This is a genomic window from Pedobacter sp., assembly GCF_965249885.1.
Lineage (GTDB): Bacteria > Bacteroidota > Bacteroidia > Sphingobacteriales > Sphingobacteriaceae > Pedobacter.
In genome coordinates this window covers 1,721,371-1,742,949 of sequence record NZ_OZ252254.1, presented here as the reverse complement: position 1 = coordinate 1,742,949, position 21,579 = coordinate 1,721,371, and the positions used below count along the sequence as shown (strand labels likewise).

The following is a 21,579-nucleotide window of genomic DNA, read 5'->3' as shown; positions in this document are numbered from 1 at the left end:
GATTGCAAAATGTGGAATAACAAGCGAATAAATACTATTGGAAAGCCTTCGGCTGATCTTCCTTTTGCCACTCGGCCCAGGAGTTGGGCGTTTCATATAAGCGTACGGCCTGTAAAGTGGAGCCAATTTCGTCAATTATGTGCTGCAGCGTAAACCTGATCTGCATTAATAAATTTTCGCAGGTTGGCTGAAATGAAACAAAGTGCACTTTTTCGGAAATGGCATAACAGCCAGCTCGTAACGAGGCTGGAACGGCTTCGTTGAGTACCAAGGCATGATCATATTTGTTGATGATATGTTCAGTTACAATTTTATGGAGAAGCCCAAAGTCAATTAACATACCACATTTGGAGTTTTGCGGATCTTGATTTGCGTAGCCTCCAACTGTTACCTGCAGGCGGTAAGTGTGCCCATGGATGTTCTTACAAGGTCCGTCGTAATTAAAAAGCGCATGGGCCATGTCAAATTTAAACTCTTTGGTAACTCTGATAAACTGATTTTGCATTGGACTAAGTTAGATTGTGCCAAAGCAGTTGAAAATGATTTCTGTCAGTTTTAAAAGTTATTTAGCGCAAAACTATTTATCCTTATTTTGATCTTTCTTTTTTGATTTAGCAATTGCCTTTTTGCTGATGCGCTCCGGACGTTTTTCTATATCTACTTTGTAACCCAATAAATCTCTTATTACAACTGAGGCACACACACCACCAAAAGCAGCTGGCAAATAGGAAATGGTTCCATAAGCCGACCTTTTAAAGTTTGATCCATCTGTCATAATTAACGATTCTTTCATCACTTCTTCGATAGAAAACACGGCTTTAATGGTGCTTGCATTACCCAATTTTTTCAAGCGTTTGCGAACATACTGTGCAAAAACGCATTGGTAAGTATCAGTTAAATAAGTGGTGCGTAATTTAGTTGGGTCTAGCTTGCCACCCGCTCCCATTGAGCTTACGATAGGCAGGTTAAACTGTAAGGCAGTAGATAACAAAGTAACTTTTGGGGTTATACTGTCGATACAATCCATCACATAGTCAAACTTAGTAGCTAGGATTTCCCTGCATTTTTGTGGTGTTAAAAAATCTTCTACTACATGCAGCTTTAATTCCGGATTAATGGCTAGCAAACGCTCCTGCATAATTTGGGCTTTGCTAACGCCATGGTTGGTAGCTAAAGCGGGAAGCTGTCGGTTTCTATTGCTGGGATCAACAACATCTCCGTCTACGATAGTCATTTCTCCAACGCCGCTACGACAAATAAATTCGGCGGCAAAAGAGCCAACACCACCTAATCCCACAACCAAAACATGCTTTTGCTGCAACAAATCAATCCCGTCGTTTCCTACCAATAGCGCAGAACGCGATAACCAAGCTAAATCAGACATCTTTAAAAGTAAAAGTTAATACTAAAGTGGATTTCAACGGTCTAAACCACGAACAAGCCGTTATAAACCAATGTTTTTCCAGTTGGCAAAAATAACATCTTTCAATTCATCTACTGTTATTTTCTTCAATTCGGCTACTTTGGCATAAATGACTTCAATATCAGTCTGCGCATCATCCGTTTCTAGAAAAAAAGGTGCGTCCAGTTGCGTTAAAGTGTTCACCAACCCTTCGGATGTTAAAACCGCTGCACCAAATGACAAGTAAAAACCTTGATTTATCAGTTGCAATGCAAGTTCTTTCTTTTTAGCGAAACCGTGAATAATAAGCGGAACACTGGGATTAATCGTCTTTTTTAATGCGATTAGTTCATCAAAAGCTCTAACGCAATGGATAATCACAGGCTTTTTTAGGTCCTCGGCCAAATGTAGTTGTGCTTCTAGTAACTGGATTTGGTTTGTAATAGGTTCCCCCCGTAGTTTATCCAAACCGCACTCTCCAATCAATTTCACATTGTCTTGCTTAGCAAGCACTTTAAGGTAATTCATGCTTTTTGCAAGTTCAGTAAGTTTACCGTACCAAGGGTGAATCCCAATAGAAATAGGCTTTGTTTTGGGCATGGCTAAAAAAGTACTTTCACTCAAAGAAAGGCTTTGTATAGCAACAACTCCTGGCTCTTGTTTGGTTTGGTGGGTATGAATATTTAAAAACAAACTCATTCATGCAAAGATAATAAAAGCAGCAGTTTAAAAATTTACTCTACAAAAACAGTAGACATTGGTTTTGTGGCTATATTTGCCTCATTAATTTTGATGACTTATAAAGATGAATAAGAAACTGTTGATTTTTTTACTATCGATAAGCTTCGGTTTAGCAAGTAGCCAGGCACAAGAAAAAGCCGTTACGAGTAAAAACACGGAGGAAGCGCAGCCCGTGAAAATTTATAACCCATCGGCAAATGCTCAAGCTGATATTGATGCAGCTGTGGCAAAGGCAAAAAAGGAAAGTAAGCATGTGTTTGTGCAGGTTGGAGGAAATTGGTGTATTTGGTGCTTACGATTTCATCAGTTAGTTAATGATACGCCTGAATTGAAGCAGTATTTAGGGGACAATTTCGAGACTGTTTTGGTGAACTACAGTCCGGAAAACAAAAATGAAGCGGTATTGAAAAAGCTAAAAAATCCAGGTCGGTTTGGCTTTCCTGTTTTCGTAATTTTAGATGGTAACGGCGAAGTTATCCATATCCAAAACTCGGCTTACTTAGAGCAAGGTAAAGGGCATAGCGCCAAACTAATTACGGATTTCCTTAAAAATTGGACCTATACTGCGGTCAATCCAATTGCAAGTAAATAAGTGTTATTTAGATGGCGCCACTTGCGTTGATTGTTGCGTAAGGTAAATATATTGGAACATGCAGTAGGTAGCAATAGCGCCGAAACTATGCCATAAAAAATGTGTTCCAATGCTTAGCCAAGCCCACCTATCCACAACTCTAAAAGTTAGTGCCAATACAAATGCCAACAACGCAAAGCCAACCCATTTGGCTGCTTGCCATTTGGTATATATAAGGTAGCTAAGTAAGGGGAGTAAAACAATTAAAGCCAGCAGCGCATAGTTAACGTTGATAAACAGATGTTCATTGTTTCCCGTAAAGTAGCTTCTCAAGCTCAACTGCAACGCAAAATATCCCAAAATTATAACCAAAGCGTAATACCACTTCGTGCGCTTCACTAAAAAATATATCCCCGCCGAAACACAAAGAAGCATAATTGGCAGCCAATCCATCATAATGAAAATAGGCCATTGCCTAAACGAGTGATAAATTGTTCCGCCAATGCCTCCAACGTAAAGTAACGCCAAGCAATAAGTTAAAAAAACATGTTGCTTAAAATTCCCTTTGATTTTTACGGTCCAAAAAATGGCAATCAGTAAAAATAATACCGCAGTAACGGCATTAAAAGGTTCAGGAAATAGGTGCTCCATGTTGGTTTCTGTATAGTGCATTCCACCGTCTGGAGGCATTAAATTAGTAGGCATAGGATTTTTATTCGTAAAACATGGAATTAGTTTTTTTGTTTTCACGTAAGTTAGCTATAAAATTAAAAACAGAGAAAGCAGTAATGAGTCATAAACTATACATGGTTTTGTTGGGCTGTAAACCCAAGGGGCGCCATACAGAGCAACATGATATTTTCTTCGGTATTGCCAAAGAATTAAAAGAACTGATCCCAGCGATTAAAGCATTTTGGCCCGAAGCAAAAGGTAAAATCCACCTAGATGCTTACAGAAATGTGACCGTTGTAGATGGACATAAAGTTGAGGTGCTGGAAGCTACAGAGGAGTTAACGTCAGTTTCACCGAAACGCTTATTTTTCATGAATCTCGGCGGGTACCAAAAAAATGTTTTCGATGAGTTGCATCACAAAATGGTTATTGTAGCAGAAAACAAAGCTGAAGCCACTAAAAAAGCTAAGGAAAGCCAATTCTACAAGCAATTCTTCAGTGCGCATATTGATGATAAATATGGAGTTGACGTGGATGATGTATTTGATATTGAAGAGGCATTGCCAAAAGAAATGAAATCGAAATACCGATTGAATTTTACGCCTGAAGCCGATTTGGTTAGCGATGAAATCGTGTTGGGCTATTTTCCAATCGCGAAGCTTTAATTTAAAGTTTTACAGTTAGTCGGCTCAGCGTCATGTTTATTTTACAGCGCTCACAAAGCGTAATGATATCAGTTAATTTGTATTAAAAATAGTCAAGTGATGTCGTTATTATATACTCCCATTAACATAAAGAACTTAAGTTTAAAGAACAGGATTGTAGTTTCCCCAATGTGCCAATATTCATCCATAGATGGTTTTGCCAATAATTGGCATTTGGTCCATTTAGGTAGCAGGGCCGTGGGCGGGGCTGGCCTAATCATTACCGAAGCAGCCGCAGTTTCTCCAGAAGGAAGAATTTCTATCGCTGACTTGGGCATTTGGAAAGACGAACATATGCCTAAGTTGAAAGAAATTGTAGATTTCGTACATCAAAACAGCGCCTTGATAGGAGTCCAATTGGCGCATGCTGGTCGTAAAGCTAGCTTCGATATTCCCTGGGAAAGCCCATCGCAGTTAACAGAAGAAAACGGCGGTTGGCAACCGGTGGCACCTTCGGCTATACCATTTAATCCAAAAGATAAAATTCCTTTAGCTTTAAATGCCGCTGGTATAGCGAAAGTGATTGCTGACTTTACGGGGGCCGCAAAGAGAGCTTTGTCAGTTGGTTTTGATGTGATAGAGATTCACGCTGCACATGGCTATCTCATTCACCAGTTTTTATCTCCGTTAAGTAATCAGCGTGATGACGAATACGGAGGGTCTTTTGAAAATAGAGTCCGAATCTTAGTGGAAATCATTAAAGCTGTGAAGCAAGTGTGGCCCGCGGATAAGGCCTTGTTTGTGCGTATTTCTGGTACGGATTGGGTGCAAGGTGGTTGGGACAAGGAGTCGTCTATCCAACTAGCAGAGTTACTGAAAAACCTTGGTGTTGATCTGATTGATACTTCAACTGGAGGTTTGGCCAGAGAGCAACAAATTCCTGTAGCCCCTAATTACCAAGTGGAATTTGCTGCGGAAATAAAAAAGCAGGCTCATATCTTAACCGGCGCTGTGGGACTAATAACTGATGCCCAACAAGCCGAAGACATCCTGCAGCGTGGAGAAGCAGATCTGATTTTCATGGCAAGAGAGTTGCTGAGAAACCCTTATTTCCCGCTTTTGGCAGCGGCCGAACTAGATGCTGAAACGCCTTGGCCATCGGCATATTTACGAGCAAAACCTTAATACTCGGCAAAGGAGTAAGTTAATTTGGGCGCTTTTTTTGTATAGAACTAAGTTTTTCTATCTTTATGTGGCCAAATGTTGTACATCTATGCTAAATAAGGGTTGCATATTAATACTCTTTTGTATCCTTCTCTCCGCAAGAGTTGTCTTTTCGCAGACGCAAAAGATTACCAGTTTCTTTTTTGAAACGGACTTGAGCGTGTTGGACGAAAGACAGAAGGAAGCATTTAGACAGTTTGCAAGTGAATTAGACACCAAAGATATTACCTCTATTTCCATATTCGGCTATTGCGATGACCGAGGCAGAAAGGGTTATAATGACACCCTATCTGTCAAGCGTGCCAACTATATCAAAATGCTTTTGGAAGAACTGTCGATCAATACCGATAAGGTGAAATTATTGACCGGTAATGGCAAAGTAAATTTGGCCAATCCACAAAATGTGATAGAGCAACGTGCTTATAACAGAAGAGTGGATTTGGTAATTGGTTACACATTAAAGACGTTCAATAATGGCGACAATATCTTGTCGGATACATTAAAAGTTGGCGACAAAATAGTACTCGAAAATATCCTTTTTGAAAATAGCCGATCTGTACTGCTTCAGGAATCAATACCCGTACTCGAACGAATCACCAAAATTATCAAAGAGAAAAAGCAATATAACATTGCTATTTTAGGACACATTTGTTGCAACCCTCCTGGGCGAGATGTGAAAGATTTTGAAACTGGAGAGTATAACTTATCTCAAGCAAGAGCAAAAATCATTTACGATTATCTCATTTATAAAGGTGTTGAAGCTAAAAGATTGAGCTATAAAGGGATGATGGCAAACTTCCCTTTGGGAAAAGGCGAAAAAGCAGATAGACGTGTAGAGCTTCAAATTACGGGGATTAACAAGTAGGAGGCATTTGTAGTACGCAACTCGTAGATGCTGTTGTAATCTTTCTGTTAAATTTGTTGGCTTCCAAAACCTTTCAATACACTTCCAGTTATTTCTTCAATGCAAGAGTTTGCTAATTGGCATTTTTAATTTTTACTTTTGATTTTTAAAATTTTACAACATGTTCGACAAATTAATGGCGGCGCAAGGCAAAGCCGAAGAAATTAAGAAAAGATTAGATAGTGTTTCCGTTTTTGGCGAAGTGGAGGGCGGTGCAATAAAGGTAACAGCTACAGCTAACAAAGCCATTACAAGTATCACCATTTCAGATGATTTTTATGAGCAGGCTGATAAAGAAGAGCTCGAAGAATTATTGCAAGCGGCGGTAAATAAGGCATTGGCGCAAGCTGACCAAGTAAGCGCAACAGAAATGCAATCAGCAGCTAAGGATATGCTTGGCGGCTTTGGCGGATTATTTGGTGGCTAAGTAACGTATTAAGTGATAGACTAATAAAATCTAGAAAATGAAATATACTTATTTTGGACAATCATGTTTCTTGCTAGAAACAGCAACCGTAAAACTGCTATTCGATCCTTTTATTAAAGGAAATCCATTAGCAAAGGATATTGACGTTGACAAAATTGAAGCTGATTATATTTTGGTAAGTCACGGCCACGGCGACCACGTTGCTGATTTGGTAGATATTGCAAAAAGAACTGGCGCTAAGGTAATTTGTATGCCCGAAATTGCTGCCTGGTTGCAAAAACAAGGCGTTACTAATATCCACGACATGAACATTGGAAAATTCAAATTCGACTTTGGTTCAGTGAGGATGGTAACAGCAACACATTCAAGCAGCTTGCCAGATGGCTCTTACGGTGGTAATCCAGCGGGTTTTGTTTTGGAGCTCGATGGTAAACAGATTTATTTTGCCGGCGATACGGGCTTAACACTTGATATGAAGCTTTTAGCTGAGCTTTATCAGTTGGAATATGCCATTATGCCTATCGGTGGAAATTATACGATGGATGCTGAGGATGCTACAATTGCTGCCGATTACGTAAACTGCCATAAAGTTATCGGCGTGCACTATGATTCTTTTCCTGTAATTGCTATTGATAAATATACCGCTACGGAAATTTTTAAAAGAGCACAAAAACAATTGCTGCTGCCTGAAATAGGAGAAACAATTGAACTTGTATAGCACTAACGAAATTAGGCTGTCTCGAAAATGTAGTTTTTAAGACAGCCTAATATTTTATCGTTTAAGTGAAAACTTTATTGGAATGTTGTATTTAACGTTCACCTCTTCACCAAACATTTTGCCAGGAATCCAATTCCTCGACATCGAAAGCACCCTTACTGCCTCGTCTCCCAATTCTCCATTTGGTGCCGAAATTATTTCAACATCTTCAACGCTGCCATCTTTTTTTACTGTAAAACGTAACGTAACAGTGCCCTCTATCCTATTGCTATAGGATGAACGAGGATATTGTATTTTAGTGCCTAGAAAGCGATAAAATTCATTTATACCTCCTTCATAGCTTGGTGGCGCAAATAGGTCTTCGTACTTGGCAGGTTCGCCATTTTTATGGAAGTAATTGGATTTTTCTTTTTTACCATAAACATCGTAGTTTTCCTCTCCGGCTAATTTTCCATCAAGATAAAACAGTTTCCATAAACCAATTTTGCGGCCATTTTCGTAGCTCCCTTGCTGCTTAATTTGTTGGCTATCCCAATATTCCGAAAAATGGCCGTCTAATTTTCCGTAGAAGAAATTTTCAGACTTTTTAAGGGAACCATCTTTAATGTAGGTAAGCCATTCTCCGTTTTTATAGCCTTTATCATACATTCCCTTTTCGCTGATTTTACCAGCGGTATAGCGGATGTATTCCCCTTTTCGTACCAATAGCTTTGAATCTTCAAAACTGATCAGTTCTTGTGCCACATTCTTCTTGTCGTAAAAAGTGACTTGGTAAAATTCGCCCGTTTTTTTAACTACGGGAATCCATCTAGATCGAACAGGATCTTTAGTATACATTGGGCTGCTATAAACTAGCGTAGTGTCTTGTTTTGCGTTTTGGCAAAATGCGATTTTCGTGCCGGCTAATAATAAAATAAAAGCAAATTTTTTCATGATTTAAATAGCGCTAATTTGAAGTGTTTAGTTTGAATAATACTTGTGTAATAATTAGAGTTAAAAGTATCGGATTTTCCATAAAGTAAAGAAACTTATTGTTTTCTAACTAACGGGCTCAATTCATTTTGATACAAATTTGTTATGTTTGCATAGTATTGTTTTAAAAATATTATCTTTGGTGTAACCAAAAATAACCCTGAATTATGCATTTCGAATTAAGCGAAGAACAGCAAATGATTAGGCAAGCAGCCAGAGATTTTGCCCAAACCGAATTAAAACCAGGTGTAATAGAACGAGATGAACACCAAAAATTCCCTGCCGAACAAGTAAAAAAACTTGGCGAACTAGGCTTCCTTGGAATGATGGTGGATCCAAAATATAATGGAGGTGGAATGGATACTGTTTCCTACGTGTTGGTAATGGAGGAGCTTTCTAAAGTGGATGCCTCTGCCTCTGTTGTGGTTTCAGTAAATAACTCATTGGTTTGCTATGGTTTAGAAGCCTACGGTTCAGAAGAACAAAAAGAAAAATATTTGAAGCCACTGGCAGCTGGCGAAAAAATTGGGGCATTCTGTCTATCAGAACCTGAAGCTGGCTCAGATGCTACTTCGCAACAAACTACCGCTGAAGATAAAGGTGATTATTACCTGCTGAATGGTACTAAAAACTGGATTACCAATGGCGGTACAGCCAGTACCTACTTAGTAATTGCACAAACGCATAAAGAACTTAAGCATAAGGGTATTAATGTATTTATTGTAGAAAAAGGTACGCCAGGATTTACAATTGGCCCAAAAGAAAACAAGCTTGGAATTAGGGGCTCAGATACGCATTCATTAATGTTTAATGATGTTAAAGTGCCTAAAGAAAATCGTATTGGAGATGATGGGTTTGGATTTAAGTTTGCGATGAAAACTTTAGAGGGCGGACGTATCGGGATCGCTGCACAAGCGTTGGGCATAGCATCGGGAGCATATGAGTTAGCGCTTGCCTATGCGAAGGAGCGGAAAGCTTTCGGCAAACCCATTGCAGATCATCAAGCTATTGCGTTTAAATTAGCTGATATGGCTACACAAATTGAAGCTGCCAGATTATTGGTACATAAGGCGGCTTGGTTAAAAGATCAAGGTTTGCCATACACTTTGGAAGGATCTATGGCGAAGCTCTTTGCAAGTAAAGTAGCCATGGATGTTACTGTGGAGGCTGTTCAAATACATGGTGGCTATGGCTTTGTTAAAGAATACCACGTAGAACGATTAATGCGTGATGCCAAAATTACCCAGATTTACGAAGGGACTTCAGAGATACAGAAACTGGTAATTAGTAGAAGTATTTTGGGATAAATATTAAATCACCTTAGTCGCCAAGAGTTAACATAATTGAACTCAGGTGCCTAAGGTGTTTTAAAAAAAATGTTCCTGCAAAAAGCTTTTGGGGCGAATTTTTAGCATCTTATCCCTTTGTACAGTTAACCTAATTCAAGTCAGGTGCCCAAGGTGTTTCAAAAAAATTGCCACCACGAAAGTCTATCTTACATCCCAAAAGCTCATCACGACTTCTCTACCCCAAAAGCAGCATCCAAAATTACTTTGATAACGGTTACCACAATAGCTAATACCGCCGCTGATAAAAATCCAGAGGTGTTAAATCCGCTCATCCAGCTATCTACCAGTAAGATCATTAGCACAGAGATAATGAACGAAACCAATCCTAGTGTTAAAAAATTGAGCGGAAAAGTAAAAATCCTCAATATCAGCCCAATTGTTGAGTTAACTACAGCAATTAAGATTGCGGCCAGCAAGGCGCTGCCATAACCGTCGACACTTACACCTGGAACTAAGAAAGCGCCTAGCATCACGGCTAAGCCCATCAACAAAACTTCTAAAATTATTTTAATCATTGTAACTTAGTTAAATGTTTAACAAAATAACATTTTTACTTTGTTGTTGTTTACTTTTCAGCGCTTGTTTTTCGAAAAGTGATTCGGCCATCAATATTAATTTTTCATCTGATAGCAGCAAAATAGTAATTAGCGGCGTTGAGGAAGCTAATCTATATCAACTTAAAAACAAATTAGATAACGACAGCTTAAGCCATAAGTTAGTTAGTGTAACGGCGCTTGCCGAGGATGCGTCCGGCACAGATGAACTTGTGCAAGGTAAGTTAACAGTAGAAAAAAACCTTGTTTACTTTTCGCCAGAGCAGACCTTCAAGAAAGGTTATTCTTATGCTGTGAGTACAGTTTTAAATGCTAGCTTTGCTACTAAGGCAGATATCTTGAAATCTGATGTAGGGCATAGCGTTAAACCTCAGGAAAAAATATTGGAGAGATAGGCGGCTGCTTGTTAATAGCCAAGCAAGTAATCTCAAATAGAAAGAAGACGGAAAGCAGCCAATTTTATAGTTAAAAGGTGTACGAAATATCCCCTAACTTTCAAAATTAATATTAATTTTGAAAGGCTCTTTACATGCTCTCTGTCCTCTCGTTCGTTTTAGCATTCCTATTTTTTAAGAGTTGTAAAAAAAAATTATGAAGAAGATCCTCCAAAGGTTTATTGTGAGCCATTTGCTCATAGTTGCCAGTAATTACGCAAGAAGTTAATTTTAGTTGCCATGCCATTGGAGCCAATTGTTAGTTTAGATACGTTTTGGGCATATATTTTAAGCATAGCCCTTTATTTAAACAAAATATAATGAAATGTAAAAAATACATCTAAGGTAAATTCTCGTAAGAATTATTTGATGATGGTCATGATCGACTAACAATTTAAAGAGGTAAAGAAGTGATTTTTGAAATGGAAATAACTGTACTGCTTTATAAAAGAGCATTAGTGAATTAACTGCAGCTAAATAATAGAAAATACAAACAATGTTAGAAAATTAAAATATGATAAAGTTTAAAACCGTAATTTTAACCTCTTTAGCTTTAAGTGTGGGAGGGGTATCGCTAGCGCAAACAAATACCTTTCCTAATATAGGGAAAGTCGGCATTGGAACTGCTAGTCCTACAGAACAAGTTTCAATTTTTGGCACTATTAATTCATTGCCAGGTGTAATCTCGTTAGAGTCGTCTAGAAATGATGCCGTTAATGTTGAGGTTGGCGCAATTAAGGTCAAGAATGATAATGTAGAAGTGGCGAGGATAGGAGTGCTAAGATCTGGGGGAACTCACAGTGGGATGATAAATTTTAATGTGAAAGAGTACAATTCTACTTTGGTTGAGGCAATGCGGATATCTGACAATGGGAATGTGGGCATTGGTACCACTACGCCGGGCTACTTATTACATCTGAGAAGACAACAGCCAACGATGAATTTTGAAAAGGCTGGAGTTTTAAATTGGGTAGTCGGAAATGTTTCTGGCAATGATTTCTATATCCGAGCAGATAATGCTGCATCTTCACCTTTTATGATAGAATCCGGGACTGGCAACGTAGGAGTTGGTACATCAAGCCCTAAGGAAAAGCTGGAGGTGCTAGGTCAGGTAAATAGTTACAATGTTGGGATTGGGCAACGAGACATAGGTACGAGCACAAAGAATTTTGCAAATTTTAGTTCCAATAGTCATGGCTCGGTGTTAATTTCTTCTAATTTATATGTAAGCGGCAACGATGACTTAAAGACTGCCAAAGAGCACCCTTCGCTCTCTGGTGCTGCAATATTAATTCCCGGAAATGGACGTGTTAACCAAGGAGGGATTTATTTTTTTACAAGCACTCCTGCGCCGGTAATAGTAGATCAAGGCTTTACCGCGAATCCGGCTATGGCTCTAACGGCTTCAGGGGATTTGGGTATTGGTACATCAAGCCCTAAGGAAAAACTCTCTGTAAACGGTAAAATAAGAGCCAAAGAAGTTAAGGTAGAAGTCGCTAATTGGCCAGATTATGTATTTGAAGATAGTTACAGACCGAAAACACCATCTGAAATAGAAAGCTTCGTTAAGTTAAATAAACACCTTCCCGACGTTCCATCGGCCAAGCAGGTAGAGGCCAATGGAATTGAACTTGGGGAAATGAATAAGGTATTATTAAAAAAAATAGAAGAGCTTACTTTATTACTAATTGAGCAGAATAAAAGAATTGAAAAGTTAGAGAAAAATAAGTAAAATGAAAAAAATCTTACTAAACATATCGCTTATTACTGCATATGTAATTTGCCACGGTCAACAAAGCGAAATTAATTTTGTTCATCAGGATGTCAATTTTTCTGCAGCCCAAGAACTAGCTTGAACCCAATGTCCATAAAAATGTGGGATAATTACTACAATGGCGGGCCAACTGCCATTGGTACTGTGCTAGAGTTTTACGGTCTAGCTGGACACTCAACGGGGCAGTTGTATTTTGGAGGCTGTGATAACTCTAGGATGCGATATCGAGATGCTTCATATGCAGAAAATATCTGGTCGAGTTGGCCTAGATTCGAAGAATGATTTGGAGTCTAGTGAGCGCTTAATGCTAACCGGTAATGGGAACCACTTCATCAGCCAAGGAAACCTCGGATTGGGCACGATTACGCCAGCTTATTTATTACATCTCAAGCAATCACAGCCAACAATAAATTTTGAAAAAGCTGGTGTTTTGAATTGTACCATTGGCAGCCTTTCAGGTAACGATTTTCACATTAGGGCTGATAATGGTACTCAAAATCCATTCGTTATTGCATCTGGTACTAGCAACGTGGGCATCGGCACCACAACCCTTGCCGAAAAACTGACGATCAATGGTAAAATAAGAACAAAAGAAGTTAAGATAGAAGTCGCAAATTGGCCAGATTATGTATTTGAGGATGAATACAAGCCTAAAACGATATTTGAAATAGAAGATTTATCAAGGCAAACAAACATCTTCCAGGGGTTCCGTCAGCCAAAGATGAAGAAGCGAATGGAGTGGAATTAGGCGAGATAAATAAGATTTTATTGAAAAAAATTGAGCAGCTTACTTTATATATCATAGACTTAAAAAAAAGAAAACCAAAAGATTAAAAAGAAACTAAAATTAAAATAAAATGAGATTTCGCTTACTTTCAGCATTAAGCTTGCTATTTATAAATGTACAAATCTTTGCGCAAACATCTACTCTATTTAATGTCGGCGGAGATATCGAAAAATTTTATCCAGTAGTATTTTTAGATGCCGATTGGGTTATCGATAAGCCTACAGAAATCATTATAGGTAGATCAGATGTGCACCGAAATTCTAGTTGGCGTGGTGCATTAATAGCTAAATTTGTTTATCACACGACTAATTGGGGACATGGAGCCTCTTTTATTGATGCAGATATAAAAAGTAGTGTACAACCTTTTGTAGGAGGGTGGGTAGATGCTACCGGCGAAAATGGGGAGAGTAAAATAATTATATGGCTGAGAGGAGGGAATACAACCTACAGGCTAAATTCTCCATCAACAGTAAGCTACCAAGTAAATGATGGAATTCAGTTCCCTCTACCTTATAACGAAACAAACGGTACTCCAAGAATGTCTAAGACAACAATTGATGATTATGTACAAGCTAATTTGACCATTATTTCCAGCGCTATGTCGATGCGATCGAATTTGTATGTTATTGGCAATGTTGGAATTGGTACCACAACCCCTGCTGAAAAACTCTCTGTAAACGGTAAAATAAGAGCCAAAGAAGTTAAGGTAGAAGTCGCTAATTGGCCAGATTATGTATTTGAAGATAGTTACAGACCGAAAACACTATCTGAAATAGAAAGCTTCATTAAGTTAAATAAACACCTTCCCGACGTTCCATCGGCCAAGCAGGTAGAGGCCAATGGAATTGAACTTGGGGAAATGAATAAGGTATTATTAAAAAAAATAGAAGAGCTTACTTTATTACTAATTGAGCAGAATAGGAAAAATGAGCAACAGGATAAACTAATTGAGCAGCTATTAAAAAAAAGTAATTAAACCTAGGTGTTTTTAACCTCGCTAAACTAATTCCGTAAATTAGCATGGTCTCTTTAAATAAACCTTAAACGTGTACAGTTCAATCGCTCATGTGATTGAACTTTTGTTATTCCTTTCTAAGCGCTTGTTTTTCGGGAAACGATTCCAGCTTTGATGTTGATTTTTAGACAGATAGTAGTAAAGTTGTAATCGTTTGCATAGATGAAGACAACCTATACCAATTGAGGAAGAATCTGGATAAGTTAGTCTCTCGTCTAAGTTTGTAATTTTGATGGAAATTGCGGCAAATGCTTCTGCGGCTGATCAACTACTGGCTGGAAAACTTGTCGTACACGGGATCTAGTCTTTTGTGAACCACAACAACATTTAATCAAAGGACGAAATTATTGGGTAAGCAATGTTTTAAATGCTAGCTTTGCTACTAAGGCAGATATCTTGAAATCTGATGTAGGGCATAGCGTTAAACCTCAGGAAAAAATATTGGAGAGATAGGCGGCTGCATAATAATTTAACCAAACGATGAATCAAGAATCTACGGCTAGTTTTTCTGGCTATCAAAAGCTTGTGATCTTTCTGCTAGCAATAACGCAGTTTACAGTAATTTTAGATTTTATGGTGATGTCGCCATTGGGCGATATGTTGATGAAATCTTTAAGTTTAACACCAACCGATTTTGGTATTACTGTATCAGCTTACGCCTTTAGCGCAGGTACTTCTGGCTTGCTAACAGCTGGCTTTGCCGATAAATTTGACAGGAAAAAGCTGCTGCTTTTCTTCTATATTGGTTTTATTTTGGGCACAGCCTGTTGCGGCTTGGCTCACACCTATAGCCAGTTGGTAGCAGCACGTATTGTAACTGGTCTATTTGGCGGGGTAATCAGCTCTATCTCTATGGCCATTATCACTGATTTATTTAGCTTGCAACAGCGTGGTAGAGTGATGGGATTTACACAAATGGGCTTTGGCGCTAGCCAAGTTTTGGGCGTTCCTATAGGTCTTTATTTAGCCAACATTTGGGGCTGGGAAGCTCCCTTTTGGTTGGTGGTGGCTATTGCTTTGGTTATTGCAGCTTTAATTATGACCAAGTTAAAACCTATCAATCAGCACCTACTCATACAAAGAGAAAAAACCGCAGTAGCCCATCTGTGGCATACAGTCAAGTTGAAAAAACACCGCATAGGTTTCACTTCTACGGCACTTTTATCTATCGGTGGCTTCATGATGATGCCTTTCGGAAGTGCATTTGCCATAAACAATCTGGGTATTACAGAAAGTCAGTTGCCGCTGCTATTTATGATTTCAGGATTAAGTTCTCTAGTGATATTGCCTTTGATTGGTAAATTGAGCGACAAGATAAGTAAGTTTAAAATATTTGCCGTGGCCTCGGTTTGGATGATGTTGATGTGTGTGATTTATACTAATCTTTCGATAACGCCATTTCTACTGGTGGTCTTACTTAATATTTTAATGATGATGGGAATTATGAGTAGAATGATTCCTTCTCAAGCATTAACTAGTGCAATCCCTGAACCGCAAGATCGAGGAGCTTTTATGAGTATCAACTCTTCTTTACAACAAATAGCGGGAGGAGTTGCGGCTGCGGTATCTGGATTGATTGTATCTCAGTCTGGTAAAGGGCAGCCCTTACAACATTACGATCTTGTTGCTTATGTAATCGTAATCATTACTATGGTGAGTATTTTTTTAATGTGGCGGGTGAGTAAACTCGTGTTGGCGAAAGAGAAAACAGCTTTGAGCCAAGCCTGAGCAGTATAACGTCAAAGAAAAATTTATAATTAATTCATATTTAAAACCATCTAAATTATTATCAAATGAAAAAGCTATTTTTAGCATTACTAGTAGCAGCTACAATACATGTAAATGCTCAGGAAAAGGTTGCTAACAAAGCCACAACTAGTTCTCAAAAATTCCGTTTTGCATTAAATGGAGGCTTTAGTAGGCTGCTTGCAAAAACCTCGACCAGTCTGTCGCCGCAAAATAAGGCATACGTTGACCAACTGAAATCAGGAGTTAACTTTGGGGTTGATGCTGGTTATTTCGTTGCAAAAGATTGGGGGCTCGGGTTAAAATTTAACCAATTCCGCAGTTCACACACTGGATTGTTGTACGATGCAAATAATTTTGCTGTCAGTGCGTCTACAGATTTGGTAAATACCTTTTTTGGGCCGAGCTTTTCTACTAAGTATGACAGTCAGAATAACAAACATATGCTCATGCTAAGTGCAGCAATTGGCTACATGCATTATTGGAGCCATAACGGTTTCATCAAAACTACCGGCGGAACAGTAGGTTCGGCTTTGGATTTCGGATATGATTACCGCGTCACTAAAAATTTTGCGTTGGGAGCGCAGTTATCATTTGTGGGTGGCGCATTAAGCAAGCTTACTCAAACCAATGGAAGCATGTCTGTTACTTCCGAGTTAGAAGACAACAAAAAGGAAAGTATGGCTCGCTTAGATATTTCAATTGGCGCACGTTTCAATTTCTAAAACACTAATGCTCAGCTTGATTTTTTAAATTAAAATAATTTTGTATCTTTGCAGAGCAAAACAAGAAGAGAGGGGACGAGTGTCCCCTCTTTTTATTTAGCAAAATTTTATACCATGCAAGTAGAAAAGCGAGTTAGCGACTTAGTGAACGAGAAAATTGCAGATAGACCCGATCTGTTTTTGGTTGATGTAAAAATGCTGCCTAACAATAAGTTGATCATTCATGTAGATGGAGATCAGGGGATTAGCATACAGGATTGTGTAGCTATCAGTAGGCATGTGGGCTTTCATCTAGAAGAAGAGAATGCAATTGATACCGCATACAACTTAGAGGTTTCTTCTCCAGGTGTTGGAGAGCCACTTAAGCTGAATAGACAATACGTTAAAAATGTAGGCAGGGAATTGGCGGTAAAGTTGCAAAGTGGTGATAAAAAAGAGGGCAAGCTGATAGAGGTAACTGAAGATGCTATCATCATTGAAGAGCAAGTAAAAGAAAAAGGAAAAAAAGTGCAACTGGTTAACAATCAAATTGCATTAAACGATATTATAGAAACAAAGGTTTTAATTTCATTTAAATAGAATGAACAATATTAATTTAATCGATTCTTTTCAGGAGTTTAAAGACTTCAAGAACATCGACCGCCCTACGGTAATTAGTGTGTTGGAAGAGGTGTTTCGCAGTATGTTGCGTAAAAAATACGGAACAGATGAAAACTGCGACGTAATTGTGAATCCAGATAACGGAGATTTGGAGATCTGGAGAACCAGAAAGGTAATAGAAGATGGTTTCTCGGAAGATGATGATTTGGAAATCGAATTAGCTGAAGTGCATCAATATGACCCAGAGTTAGAGGTTGGTGATGATTACATCGAGCAAATTACCTTGGAAAGCTTTGGCCGTAGAGCAATTTTAGCTGCTCGCCAAACATTGGTTTCTAAAGTTTTAGAGTTAGAGAAAGACGAAATCTTCAAAAAATATAAAGATAGAGTAGGTGAAATTGTAACTGGAGAGGTTTACCAAGTTTGGAAAAAGGAAACTTTGGTGTTAGATGATGAAGGTAATGAGCTGTTGATGCCTAAAACTGAGCAAATTCCTGCGGATTATTTCAAAAAAGGAGATGCAGTTAAAGCGGTAATCTCTAAAGTAGACATGGTAAATGCTACACCTAAAATTATCATTTCAAGGGTAGCTCCAGAATTTTTGCAGCGCTTATTTGAACTAGAAGTTCCTGAAATTTTCGATGGCTTAATCACCATCAAGAAAATTGTACGTGAACCTGGTGAGCGTGCTAAAGTGGCTGTAGAATCTTATGATGACAGAATTGACCCAGTAGGAGCATGTGTAGGTATGAAAGGTTCTCGTATCCACGGCATCGTAAGAGAGTTGAAAAATGAAAATATAGATGTAATCAACTTTACTAACAATATTTCGTTATATATACAACGTGCTTTAAGTCCGGCAAAAATCACTTCTATTAAATTAGATGATGAAACTAAACATGCTTCGGTATACTTAAAACCTGATCAAGTATCATTAGCTATTGGTCGTGGTGGGCACAATATTAAGTTGGCTGGTAAATTAACTGGCTACGAAATTGATGTTTATCGTGAAGCTGATGAAGAAGATGAGGATGTGGATTTAGAAGAATTCTCAGACGAAATCGATAGCTGGATTATTGATGAATTGAAAGCTATTGGTTTGGATACAGCTAAAAGTGTACTGGCTTTATCAATAGATGAATTGGTTAAACGCACCGATTTAGAAGAAGAAACCATTAAAGAGGTAGTCGCTATTCTGCAATCAGAATTCGAATAAGCATCGGATACTTGAATTAATAAGAATAAACGTTACTTTTGTATAATTAGAAAAAAACAGGATAATCAATGTCAGACGACAAAACCATAATGTTATTAAAAGCAGCAAAGGAGCTTAACATAGGAATTGCTACCGCGGTAGAGTTTCTTGGTAAGAAAGGCTATGCTGTGGATAATAAGCCTAATACAAAACTTTCTGGTGAGATGTATAATGTCTTGCTGAGAGAGTTTCAGGGAGATAAAATAGTTAAAGAGGAGGCTAACCAAATAGTTATTGGCAAAATTCGTCGTGATGAACCTGAAGTTACTATAGAAAAAGCCCCTGAACCTGCAAAGAAAAATCAGGACTTTGAAAATGAAGGTGTTTTAATCAAAAACCTTCACCAGTTTACTCCTCCTGCGGAGAAACCCGCTGTTGAAAAACCAGCGGCAGAGGTTCCAAAACCAGTTGAGGCTAAGCCAGAAGCAGAAGCAGAAGCTAAACCTGCGCAAAATGCAGAAGAGTCTTCGCTGCCTGGTGTTAAAGTGGTTGGTAAAATCGACCTTAATGATTTAAACCCTAAAAATAAGGCACCTAAAAAAGAGGAAGCTCCAGCACCTACTGTTGTTGAGAAACCAGCTGCTGAAAAGCCGGTAGAAGCACCGAAGCCTGTTGAGCAACCGGTCGTTAAGGCTCCTGAGCCTGTTAAAGCTCCGGAAATTGTCAAGGAAGAAAAACCAGCTGCGCCAGCTCCAGTTCAGCCAAAGCAAGAACCTGCCAAGCCTCAGGAACCTGCTCAAGACGAGGTAATCAAAGCTCGTTCGGTAAGGTTGTCTGGTCCAAATATCATTGGGAAAATTGAGTTGCCTACTACACCTGATAGGAGAAACCAACCCGTAGCTTCATCTAGCGATAGCGAAGCTGCTAAACGTAAGCGTAAACGTAAGAAAACTCCGGGAGCGCCTGGTTCAGGTCCTAATCAAGGTCAAGGTGGCCAACAAGGCAATAACCAACAAGGTGGTGGTCAACGACCTCCGTTCCAAGGTGGCCAAGGAAATCGTCCTGGTGGACAAGGCGGCTACCAAGGCAATAGAAACAACAATCGCCCAGGTTATCAAGGCAATAGAAATAATGCTGCTGGAAATACTCCTAAAGAAGAGCCATCAGAGAAAGAAATACAAGATCAAATTAAGGCAACACTAGCCCGTTTAAGTGGTGCTGGTAAGTCTGGTAAATTTGCTCAACGTGCTAAATTACGCCGTCAAAAACGTGATGATGTTGCGCTTTCAGCTGAAGAAGCAGCTTTAGAAGAAGAATTGCAATCAAAGGTGTTGAAGGTAACAGAGTTTGTTACTGCTAACGAATTAGCGAACATGATTGATGTACCAGTGACCAAAATTATTGGAACTTGTATGAGTTTGGGCATGTTCGTGTCAATCAATCAACGTTTAGATGCTGAAACATTAACCATCGTTGCCGATGAATTTGGTTACGAAGTACAATTCGTTAAACCAGATGAAGAAGAAGATATCAATATTGAAGAGGAAGATGCAGAAGAAGATTTAGTTCCACGTGTACCAGTAGTTACGATTATGGGTCACGTAGATCATGGTAAAACTTCTTTGCTGGATTATATTCGTAAGGCAAACGTGGTGGCTGGTGAGGCCGGTGGTATTACACAGCACATTGGTGCATATAAAGTAACCACTAGCGCAGGAAAAGACATTACCTTCCTAGATACCCCAGGTCACGAGGCCTTTACGGCAATGCGTGCCCGTGGTGCCAAGGTAGCTGATATTGCAATCATTGTTGTGGCTGCGGATGATGCAGTGATGCCGCAAACTAAAGAAGCGATCAACCATGCTCAAGCAGCAGGCGTACCTCTTGTGTTTGCATTCACTAAAATTGATAAACCAGGAGCAAACTCTGATAGAATTCGTGAGCAATTATCTGTGATGAATATCTTGGTTGAAGATTGGGGCGGTAAATACCAGTCGCAAGAAATATCAGGTAAGAGCGGTTTAAACGTAGACTTGCTTTTGGATAAGGTATTGTTAGAAGCGGAGTTGTTAGAACTTAAGGCTAACCCTAAAAAACGTGCTACAGGTACCGTTATTGAAGCTACGCTGGATAAAGGTCGTGGTATTGTTACTACGGTTTTAGTACAAGGCGGTACGTTAAAAGTTGGAGATCCAATTTTGGCTGGAAGTTACAGCGGAAGGGTGAAAGCCTTATTTAACGAACGTGGTGCTAAAGTGAACGAAGCAGGCCCGTCTGTACCGGTTCAGGTACTGGGTATGTCTGGCGCACCAACAGCAGGCGATAGATTTAACGCACTTGAAAGCGAAACCGAAGCTAGAGAAATTGCAAATAAACGTTTGCAGTTGATGCGTGAGCAAGGATTGCGTACACAAAAACATATTACCCTAGCGGAGATTGGTCGTCGTTTAGCGATTGGTAACTTCAAGGAACTGAACTTGATCATCAAAGGTGACGTGGATGGTTCTATCGAGGCATTAGCGGATTCATTACTGAAATTATCTACTCCTGAAATTCAAATTAACGTAATTAGCAAAGCAGTAGGTCAAATTTCTGAAAGCGATGTATTGTTAGCTTCGGCTTCTGATGCAATCATTGTAGGTTTCCAAGTTCGTCCATCAACGGGTGCTCGTAAATTGGCGGAGCAAGAGCAAATTGATATTCGCTTGTACTCTATCATTTACGATGCAATCAACGAAATTAAAACGGCGATGGAAGGCATGTTGGCTCCAGAATTTGAAGAGAAAATTGTGGCTAACGTTGAAATTAGAGAGACATTCAAAATCTCTAAAGTGGGAACTATCGCAGGATGTATGGTGTTGGATGGTAAAATCTCTAGAAATAGCAAAATCCGTATCGTACGTGATGGTGTGGTAATTTACACTGGCGAATTAGCTTCGTTGAAACGTTTCAAAGATGATGTTAAAGAGGTTTCTAAAGGCTACGAATGTGGTTTGAATATCCAAAACTTTAATAACATTGAAGTAGGTGATATCGTTGAAGCTTATGAACAAGTAGAGATCAAACGTAAATTGTAATATCAATTATACAGTTAAATATTGTTAAAGGCGTTTCGAAGTCAAATC

The 21,579-nt window shown here is 39.0% G+C and carries 23 protein-coding genes; 17 read left to right on the top strand and 6 right to left on the bottom strand.

Annotated features, from left to right (window positions below; genetic code table 11):
* Window positions 1–34: 34 nt before the first annotated feature.
* From ACY2A0_RS07410 to ACY2A0_RS07400, 3 genes are all read right to left on the bottom strand, one after another.
* Window positions 35–505 carry a 6-pyruvoyl trahydropterin synthase family protein gene (locus ACY2A0_RS07410; RefSeq protein WP_461788922.1) on the bottom strand — a complete coding sequence of 157 codons (471 nt, stop codon included), beginning with the start codon at window positions 503–505 and terminating at the stop codon, window positions 35–37.
* A gap of 72 nt (window positions 506–577) precedes the next feature.
* Window positions 578–1,384 (bottom strand): tRNA threonylcarbamoyladenosine dehydratase, encoded by an 807-nt coding sequence (locus tag ACY2A0_RS07405; RefSeq protein WP_461788921.1) that lies wholly within the window; start codon window positions 1,382–1,384, stop codon window positions 578–580.
* A gap of 60 nt (window positions 1,385–1,444) precedes the next feature.
* A complete protein-coding gene (locus ACY2A0_RS07400) occupies window positions 1,445–2,101 on the bottom strand; it encodes a TatD family hydrolase (RefSeq protein WP_461788920.1) in 657 nt (218 codons plus the stop codon).
* A 106-nt stretch (window positions 2,102–2,207) separates the two neighbouring features.
* Here ACY2A0_RS07400 and ACY2A0_RS07395 point away from each other — a divergent pair, with 106 nt between their 5' ends.
* Window positions 2,208–2,735 (top strand): thioredoxin family protein, encoded by a 528-nt coding sequence (locus ACY2A0_RS07395; RefSeq protein WP_461788919.1) that lies wholly within the window; start codon window positions 2,208–2,210, stop codon window positions 2,733–2,735.
* A 3-nt stretch (window positions 2,736–2,738) separates the two neighbouring features.
* On the opposite strand, the gene ACY2A0_RS07390 is transcribed toward ACY2A0_RS07395, so the two are convergent.
* Complete coding sequence (locus ACY2A0_RS07390; RefSeq protein WP_461788918.1) at window positions 2,739–3,419, bottom strand: hypothetical protein; 681 nt, start codon at window positions 3,417–3,419, stop codon at window positions 2,739–2,741.
* Between the two features lie 20 nt (window positions 3,420–3,439).
* On the opposite strand from ACY2A0_RS07390, the gene ACY2A0_RS07385 reads away from it, so the two are divergent.
* The 5 genes from ACY2A0_RS07385 to ACY2A0_RS07365 all read left to right on the top strand — a co-directional run bounded on the left by ACY2A0_RS07385 (window position 3,440) and on the right by ACY2A0_RS07365 (window position 7,303).
* On the top strand, window positions 3,440–4,051 hold the full coding sequence (locus tag ACY2A0_RS07385) for a DUF1543 domain-containing protein (protein WP_461788917.1): 612 nt from the start codon (window positions 3,440–3,442) through the stop codon (window positions 4,049–4,051).
* 99 nt (window positions 4,052–4,150) lie between these two features.
* Entirely contained in the window at window positions 4,151–5,215 is a 1,065-nt protein-coding gene (gene namA, locus ACY2A0_RS07380) for an NADPH dehydrogenase NamA (protein WP_461788916.1), read from the top strand.
* An 88-nt stretch (window positions 5,216–5,303) separates the two neighbouring features.
* On the top strand, window positions 5,304–6,119 hold the full coding sequence (locus ACY2A0_RS07375; RefSeq protein WP_461791310.1) for an OmpA family protein: 816 nt from the start codon (window positions 5,304–5,306) through the stop codon (window positions 6,117–6,119).
* Window positions 6,120–6,279: 160 nt separating this feature from the next.
* Window positions 6,280–6,585 (top strand): YbaB/EbfC family nucleoid-associated protein, encoded by a 306-nt coding sequence (locus tag ACY2A0_RS07370; protein WP_461788914.1) that lies wholly within the window; start codon window positions 6,280–6,282, stop codon window positions 6,583–6,585.
* 37 nt (window positions 6,586–6,622) lie between these two features.
* Window positions 6,623–7,303, top strand: a complete 681-nt coding sequence (locus ACY2A0_RS07365) for a metal-dependent hydrolase (protein WP_461788913.1) — start codon at window positions 6,623–6,625, stop codon at window positions 7,301–7,303.
* 54 nt (window positions 7,304–7,357) lie between these two features.
* On the opposite strand, the gene ACY2A0_RS07360 is transcribed toward ACY2A0_RS07365, so the two are convergent.
* On the bottom strand, window positions 7,358–8,236 hold the full coding sequence (locus ACY2A0_RS07360) for a TonB family protein (protein WP_461788912.1): 879 nt from the start codon (window positions 8,234–8,236) through the stop codon (window positions 7,358–7,360).
* A gap of 206 nt (window positions 8,237–8,442) precedes the next feature.
* Between ACY2A0_RS07360 and ACY2A0_RS07355 the strand changes: the two genes are divergently transcribed.
* A complete protein-coding gene (locus ACY2A0_RS07355) occupies window positions 8,443–9,582 on the top strand; it encodes an acyl-CoA dehydrogenase (protein ID WP_461788911.1) in 1,140 nt (379 codons plus the stop codon).
* Between the two features lie 206 nt (window positions 9,583–9,788).
* On the opposite strand, the gene ACY2A0_RS07350 is transcribed toward ACY2A0_RS07355, so the two are convergent.
* The gene (locus ACY2A0_RS07350) at window positions 9,789–10,136 is read right to left on the bottom strand and encodes a phage holin family protein (RefSeq protein ID WP_461791047.1); all 348 of its coding nucleotides are present in this window, start codon (window positions 10,134–10,136) and stop codon (window positions 9,789–9,791) included.
* A 17-nt stretch (window positions 10,137–10,153) separates the two neighbouring features.
* On the opposite strand from ACY2A0_RS07350, the gene ACY2A0_RS07345 reads away from it, so the two are divergent.
* From ACY2A0_RS07345 to infB, 10 genes are all read left to right on the top strand, one after another.
* Window positions 10,154–10,573 carry a hypothetical protein gene (locus ACY2A0_RS07345; RefSeq protein ID WP_461788910.1) on the top strand — a complete coding sequence of 140 codons (420 nt, stop codon included), beginning with the start codon at window positions 10,154–10,156 and terminating at the stop codon, window positions 10,571–10,573.
* Between the two features lie 553 nt (window positions 10,574–11,126).
* A complete protein-coding gene (locus ACY2A0_RS07340; RefSeq protein WP_461788909.1) occupies window positions 11,127–12,344 on the top strand; it encodes a hypothetical protein in 1,218 nt (405 codons plus the stop codon).
* 129 nt (window positions 12,345–12,473) lie between these two features.
* Window positions 12,474–12,668, top strand: coding sequence for a hypothetical protein (locus ACY2A0_RS07335; protein ID WP_461788908.1), 195 nt, complete (start codon window positions 12,474–12,476; stop codon window positions 12,666–12,668).
* Window positions 12,625–13,134, top strand: a complete 510-nt coding sequence (locus tag ACY2A0_RS07330) for a hypothetical protein (RefSeq protein ID WP_461788907.1) — start codon at window positions 12,625–12,627, stop codon at window positions 13,132–13,134. The genes ACY2A0_RS07335 and ACY2A0_RS07330 overlap by 44 nt, the downstream gene beginning before the upstream one ends.
* Before the next feature lie 109 nt (window positions 13,135–13,243).
* Entirely contained in the window at window positions 13,244–14,149 is a 906-nt protein-coding gene (locus tag ACY2A0_RS07325; protein WP_461788906.1) for a hypothetical protein, read from the top strand.
* Between the two features lie 519 nt (window positions 14,150–14,668).
* Window positions 14,669–15,916 carry an MFS transporter gene (locus ACY2A0_RS07320; protein WP_461788905.1) on the top strand — a complete coding sequence of 416 codons (1,248 nt, stop codon included), beginning with the start codon at window positions 14,669–14,671 and terminating at the stop codon, window positions 15,914–15,916.
* A gap of 65 nt (window positions 15,917–15,981) precedes the next feature.
* Complete coding sequence (locus tag ACY2A0_RS07315; protein ID WP_461788904.1) at window positions 15,982–16,659, top strand: hypothetical protein; 678 nt, start codon at window positions 15,982–15,984, stop codon at window positions 16,657–16,659.
* Between the two features lie 114 nt (window positions 16,660–16,773).
* Complete coding sequence (rimP, locus tag ACY2A0_RS07310; protein ID WP_461791046.1) at window positions 16,774–17,238, top strand: ribosome assembly cofactor RimP; 465 nt, start codon at window positions 16,774–16,776, stop codon at window positions 17,236–17,238.
* 1 nt (window position 17,239) lies between these two features.
* On the top strand, window positions 17,240–18,475 hold the full coding sequence (gene nusA / locus ACY2A0_RS07305) for a transcription termination factor NusA (protein WP_461791309.1): 1,236 nt from the start codon (window positions 17,240–17,242) through the stop codon (window positions 18,473–18,475).
* A 68-nt stretch (window positions 18,476–18,543) separates the two neighbouring features.
* Entirely contained in the window at window positions 18,544–21,531 is a 2,988-nt protein-coding gene (gene infB, locus ACY2A0_RS07300) for a translation initiation factor IF-2 (RefSeq protein WP_461788902.1), read from the top strand.
* Window positions 21,532–21,579 lie beyond the last annotated feature (48 nt).